This window comes from Mesorhizobium sp. M7A.F.Ca.ET.027.03.2.1, assembly GCF_003999175.1.
Lineage (GTDB): Bacteria > Pseudomonadota > Alphaproteobacteria > Rhizobiales > Rhizobiaceae > Mesorhizobium.
The window spans coordinates 1-5788 of the sequence record NZ_RZOM01000321.1; the positions used below are offsets into that span (position 1 = coordinate 1).

Sequence of the window (5788 nt, forward strand, 5' to 3'; positions counted from 1 at the left end):
GGGCCACGAGAACAGCACCAAGGACGACGCCGGGAATGCGGCCCATGCCGCCCAGGACGACGCCGAGAAGGATGAGCAGCGATTGGTTGAAGGTGAAACTCTCCGGCGAGATGGCCGTCATCTTGGCTGCGTAGAGGCATCCGGCCACGGAAGCGATCACAGCGCCCATCATATAGGCTTGCAGCTTGGCCGTGACACGGTTGATGCCGATGCCAGCGGCGGCGTCCTCATCGTAGCGAACGTAGAACCAGGCTCGTCCCATTCGCGATCGCTCGACGCTCAGACAGACGAAGGCGGTGAGCAGCGCAAGCACCAGGAACGCATAGTAGAAGTGCTGCACCTGCATCAACCTGAAGCCGAATATCTCCGGGCGCTCGATGCCGATGAGTCCGCTCGCGCCACCAGTGATATCGAGGTTGCGGGCGATGATGCGCACGATTTCGCCGAAGCCCAGCGTCACGATCGCCAGATAGTCGCTGCGCAATCTCAATGTCGGAGCCCCGATGATGATGCCAGCCACGCAGGCTGCCGCCATGGCGACCGGGATGGTGAGCCAGAAATTGAACCCGAATTCGGCGGTCAGGATGCCTGACGTGTACGCGCCGACTGCGAAGAAGGCGGCGTAGCCGAGGTCGAGCAGGCCTGCATAGCCGACGACAATGTTGAGGCCGAGGCACAGAACGACATAGAGCAGCGCCGTGGTTGCCACCTCCGTCACATAGCCGTTGGCGAATTGCGGCAACACCAGCGCGACGGCGAGTGCCGTCAGGCCGGGCAGCACGACGGACCAGCGCATCAATTGCGGTTGCCCGGCGGTCGGCATGGTTCTGACTTCGTCGATCATCACACCCGCTCCACGACAGAGCGTCCAAGAAGGCCGGTCGGCTTGAACACAAGGAACAGGATCAGGGTCCCGAAAACGAAGACGTCACGCCACTCCGATCCGACGAAGGGCAAGGACGAACCGAAAGCCTCGAGCAGGCCGAGCAGCAAGCCGCCGAGCATGGCGCCCGGCACGCTGCCGATCCCGCCTATGACAGCGGCGGTGAAGGCCTTGAGCCCCATGATGAAGCCCATGAAAAAATGGACACTGCCATAATAGGCGCCGGCCATGACCCCACCGCCGGCAGCGAGCGCCGAGCCCATGAAAAAAGTCAAGGCGATCACCCGGTCGACATCGATGCCCATCAGGCGGCTCGCCCCCATGTCGATGGACACGGCGCGCATCGCCTTGCCGTACATGGTGCGGGAGACAAAGGCCTGCATGCCTGCCATAAGAGCAATGGAGGCGCCCACCAGAACCATCTGCGTGTAGGTGATATGAACGGTGGAAATGTCGACACCGGCAAAACCGAGGTCGGTGTTGAAGGCGTAATGCCGCCCGCCGGTCAGGGCGAGTGCCGTGCCGTTCAACACCATCGAGGCACCAAGCGCCGTGATGAGGATGGAGAGGCGCGGCGCATTGCGCATCGGCCGATAGGCGAAGCGTTCGATGATGACGCCGAGCAAGCCGACAGCCAGCATCGACACAAGCAGGGCGCAGACCACGCCCAGCCAGCCATTGCCGACCCATATGCCGACAAAGGAGAACACGATGAGGCCGACGAAGGCGCCGTTCATGTAGATGTCGCCATGGGCGAAATTCAGGAGCTTGATGACGCCGAAGACCATGCTGTAGCCAAGCGCGATCAGGGCATAGAACGAGCCGACGATAAGACCGTTCACCAGTTGCTGAATAAGCAGGTCGAGCGTCATTGATGCTCCAGAGCAGAATTGAAAAAGTCTTGTCTGGGCGCAGCGTCGGCGCACCAGACAATCGGCGGTGACGCCGAGGCCGCCACAAGGCCTGCCTCGGCATCAATCCGGCTGGCCTTTATTCGACAGCCACCCACTTGCCGCCCTTTGCAATCACCGGGCGGAAGTTCGAGGTCTGGAGCGTGTTCTTGTCGGTGAACTTGATTTCACCGGCGAGGCCCTTGAAATCGCTGGCCTTGAGCGCCTCGATGATCGCCTTCTGATCCGCCGACTTGGCCCGCGAGATCGCATCGACGATCAGGTCGCCCACATCGTGGGAGAGCGCCGCATAGGCGCCGGCGTCGCGGCCATAGGTTTCCTTGTACTTGGCCTTGAAGTCGGCGGCGCCGGACAAGAGGTCGACAGTCGGCGGAGACAACAGGTACACGCCCTCACCGGCCGACCCGGCGATCTCCAGATATTCCGGTGAATTGTTGCCGTCGCCCAGCACGATGCCGCCCTGGAACCCGGCCTGCCGGAGTTGCTTGGTGAGCAGAGCGCCACCGGCATGGTAGGCGGTCCAGAAGACAGCATCGGCGCCGCTCGACTTGATCTTGGTGACGACCGCCGAATAGTCCTGCTCGCCGGCCGTGGTGGTCTCCTTGGCGGCAATTTCGCCGCCAGCGCTCTTGAAAGCTTCGGCGGTCAACTTGGCCAGGTCGGACGAATAGGCATCGCCTTCGTCCACGAACGCGAACTTCTTGTAGCCGTTCTTCTTGAAGAGTTCGACGGCTGTCGTCGCCTGCATGTCGCCGGTCGAATTGGCGAGGAAGGCATTGCCCTGATTGGCGGCGACCAGCTTGGTCGAGTTCGCTCCGATGATGACGAACGGAATGCCGGCGTCACCATAGATCTTTAATGTCGGCAAGACGGCGCCCGAGCAGTAGCCGCCGACGATGGCGGTCACGCCTTCCGAGACAAGCTTGCTGCCTGCGGTCACCGCCTGTTGCGGATCGCAGGCGTCGTCGGCGGTGGTGATAGTGATCTTGTCGCCGTTTACGCCGCCCTTGGCGTTGACGGCATCGATCGCCATCTTCACGGCGTTCTCCATATCCTGCCCTTCACTGGCCAGTTGGCCAGTCATGGGGGCCACGATGCCGATCTTGATGTCGGCAGCCGCGGCCATCGTGGTCAGAGCCAGCCCGGCAAGGGCGGTGGCGCAAGCTAGCCTCTTGAAGGAAACAACCATCAATTCTCTCCATTTTCCCCTGTTGGTGCATCCAGGCGGCGTGCCCGAAATGCATTGTTTCGCCCCTCGGTTAGCTGCGGAGCGGTTATGTTGAGCAGGATCGCCAGCCGGCCACACGATTGTCACCGGCAAGGACTGACCCGGCAGATCAGTGACTGCCGCTTGAAGCCCGGGCATAGGCTCCCTGATAACGGTTCTCCTGGATGCTCTGCATGATCTCGGCCTCGCGGGCTTCCTGCGCCCGGACGGCCGCCAGCAAGGCCGCGGCACCGTCGATTGGAAATGCCACGACGCCATCCTCGTCGCCGACGACGATGTCGCCAGGACCGACGACCATGCCGCCTATGCAGACGGGAACATTTATGGCTCCCGGACCATCCTTGTAAGGTCCGAGATGGATGGCCGACCGCGCGAAACATGGGAACGGATTGCGGCCGATGGCACCGGCATCGCGAATGGCGCCGTCGATGACAATGCCTGCGGCGCCGCGCGAAGCCGCGACACTTGTCATGATTTCGCCGACCAGCGCGCGCCCCTCATAGCCACCGCCGTCCACGACAATGACGTCGCCGGGCTGCAGCAGATCGAGCGCACGATGGATGAACTGGTTGTCGCCGGGGCGGGTCCTGACCGTCAGCGCCCTCCCCGCCATGACGCCGCTCACCCGATGAAACGGCCGTAACCCGACAGCCCCGGGGACACGAGCGAGATTGTCGCTGATCAACGCCGTCGCAAGGGCGCGGAACGCGTCGATCAGTTCGCTTTCCTGAGATCCATCCGCCATCGCCTACACTCCTCGCCGTCGTCACTTTATGAATATAATATCCAATCACAATTAATTCAGTGGAGTCAACCGGCTTAAGATGGTTGGCAGAAAAAAGCCAAAAGTGGCTTAGGAACGGCAAACGGCTGCAGAACCGACCCAACAGATCCACTTATCCGGGGCTTGCAATGGCGTCGAAGTTCAAGATAGATTGGATAACATATCCATAAATGCGTATTGTGAAAAAGGGATTGGGTTGTGAAGCACGCAGGAAAAGTCGTGATCGTCACCGGGGCGGCACGAGGCCTGGGCCTTGCCTGCGCCGAGCGCTTTCATGCCGATGGCGCCAAGGTGGTGCTTGTCGACATACAGGCCGATCGCGGGCGCGAGCATGCCGAACGTCTTGGTGAGCGTGCCGCCTGGCTATCGGCGGATCTCTCCGAATGCACGCAGGAAATGGCAGCTGATATTGTTGCCAAGGCCACGGAGCGATTCGGCGGCGTCGACGTCCTCATCAACAATGCCGGCATCATCCATCTGGACGATTTCGTCGACTTCCCCGAGGAGGCGTTCGACCTGGTTCAGCGGATCAATCTCAAGGCGCCCTTCCTGCTCGGGCAGGCCGCGGCAAGAGCCATGATCGCACAGGGACGCGGCGGCTCGATCATCAACATGTCCTCGATCAACGCCATTCTGGCCATCCCCAATTCCGTCGCCTATGCCGTGTCCAAGGGCGGCATCAAGCAATTGACCGCGGTGATGGCCGTCGGACTGATCCCGCACAATATCCGCGTCAATGCCATCGGCCCCGGCACCATCCTGACCGACATGGTCAAGAGCTCGGTCATGGCCAGCGAAGCGCAGCGCCAGACCATCCTGTCGCGCACGCCGAGCGGCCGCTGTGGCGAGCCATCGGAGATTGCCAGCGTCGCTTCCTTCCTGGCCAGCGACGACGCTTCCTACATTGTCGGCCAGACCATCTATCCGGACGGCGGCCGTCTGATCCTGAATTATACGGTGCCGGTGAAGGACTGACCGCTCATGGTTGTCGGTACGCCCCACATCAGTGTTGCGGGATCGGGCGCGCTGCTGCTCGATGGAATGCAGGGGGCTTTCAACGATGCCACCCAGGAACTGGTCTGGGCGGTGGCGAAGGCCGCGCTGGACCTCGAAGGGGTGCGCGAGGCCGTTCCCGGCATGAACAACCTGCTGGTGGTGTTTGATCCCCTCGCCACAGACGCCCACAGCGTCGGAGATCAACTGATGTCGCTCTGGTCCGCCACCGATGCCCACCCGGTGACCGGCACGCATCATGCGATTCCCGTTCACTACGGCGGCGCGCGCGGCGAGGATCTCACCGGCTGGGCCGCGCATTGCGGCCTGTCTGTCGACGAGACCGTCAGGCGCCACGCGGCGGCCCGCTACACCGTCGCCGCCATCGGCGCTATGCCGGGTTTTCCCTATCTGTCCGGTCTCGACCCGCGGCTTGCCTGGGCAAGGCGCAGCACGCCTCGCCTCAAAGTTACCGAGGGCGCCGTCATCATCGGCGGCGCGCAGGCGGGTATCATGCCGATGACAGCGCCGTCCGGATGGCACATCATCGGCCATACCGACGTGAAGCTCTTCAAGGCCGAAGCGGAATTGCCCGTGCTGCTCAGGCCCGGAGACAAGATTCGCTTCGCAATTGCAGGGATCGAGGCATGATCGAGATCCTCACCACCGGCCTGCCGAACACGGTCCAGGATCTCGGCCGGCCCGGCCATCTGGCGCTGGGGGTCAGCCATGGCGGCGCCATGGACAAGCAGGCACTGGCGATCGCCAATCTCATGCTAGGCAATGATCCTTCGGCCGCCGGGATCGAGGTCGCGCTTCACCCGTTCCGGCTGCGCGCGCATATCGACACCGCCGTCGCCATCACCGGCGCTGATTGCGCCGTCAGCATCGGCGACCGGCCCTGCCCGCCCTGGTGGGCCATGACGATCCGCGCAGGCGAGACCCTTGTCCTTGAGGCGCCGCGCGCCGGTGCTCGTTCCTACATCGCC

6 protein-coding genes and 1 pseudogene are annotated in these 5788 nt (G+C 62.6%); 3 read left to right on the forward strand and 4 right to left on the reverse strand.

Features of this window, described 5'->3' with window-relative positions:
- The 4 genes from EN750_RS15815 to EN750_RS15830 all read right to left on the reverse strand — a co-directional run.
- Positions 1 to 844 (reverse strand): branched-chain amino acid ABC transporter permease (locus EN750_RS15815; protein ID WP_245482718.1); only part of this gene is annotated, 844 nt, incomplete at its 3' end.
- Complete coding sequence (locus EN750_RS15820; protein ID WP_127396965.1) at positions 844 to 1755, reverse strand: branched-chain amino acid ABC transporter permease; 912 nt, start codon at positions 1753 to 1755, stop codon at positions 844 to 846. The genes EN750_RS15815 and EN750_RS15820, both read right to left, overlap by 1 nt.
- A 118-nt stretch (positions 1756 to 1873) precedes the next feature.
- A complete protein-coding gene (locus tag EN750_RS15825; protein WP_127396966.1) occupies positions 1874 to 2983 on the reverse strand; it encodes a branched-chain amino acid ABC transporter substrate-binding protein in 1110 nt (369 codons plus the stop codon).
- A gap of 148 nt (positions 2984 to 3131) precedes the next feature.
- Positions 3132 to 3767: an RraA family protein gene (locus EN750_RS15830; RefSeq protein WP_127396967.1), complete on the reverse strand. Its 636-nt coding sequence runs from the start codon at positions 3765 to 3767 to the stop codon at positions 3132 to 3134.
- Between the two features lie 237 nt (positions 3768 to 4004).
- Here EN750_RS15830 and EN750_RS15835 point away from each other — a divergent pair, with 237 nt between their 5' ends.
- From EN750_RS15835 to EN750_RS15845, 3 genes and pseudogenes are all read left to right on the forward strand, one after another.
- A complete protein-coding gene (locus EN750_RS15835; RefSeq protein WP_164873809.1) occupies positions 4005 to 4781 on the forward strand; it encodes an SDR family oxidoreductase in 777 nt (258 codons plus the stop codon).
- A 6-nt stretch (positions 4782 to 4787) separates the two neighbouring features.
- Entirely contained in the window at positions 4788 to 5450 is a 663-nt protein-coding gene (gene pxpB, locus EN750_RS15840) for a 5-oxoprolinase subunit PxpB (protein WP_127396969.1), read from the forward strand.
- Positions 5447 to 5788: pseudogene (locus EN750_RS15845) on the forward strand (allophanate hydrolase); the annotation flags it as partial. The gene pxpB and the pseudogene EN750_RS15845, both read left to right, overlap by 4 nt.

Excerpts from the sequence above, each read along its gene's own strand:
- EN750_RS15820 (WP_127396965.1), bottom strand. The coding sequence starts at position 1,755 with ATGACGCTCGACCTGCTTATTCAGCAACTGGTGAACGGTCTTATCGTC.
- pxpB (WP_127396969.1), top strand. The coding sequence starts at position 4,788 with ATGGTTGTCGGTACGCCCCACATCAGTGTTGCGGGATCGGGCGCGCTG.
- EN750_RS15825 (WP_127396966.1), bottom strand. The coding sequence starts at position 2,983 with ATGGTTGTTTCCTTCAAGAGGCTAGCTTGCGCCACCGCCCTTGCCGGG.
- EN750_RS15830 (WP_127396967.1), bottom strand. The coding sequence starts at position 3,767 with ATGGCGGATGGATCTCAGGAAAGCGAACTGATCGACGCGTTCCGCGCC.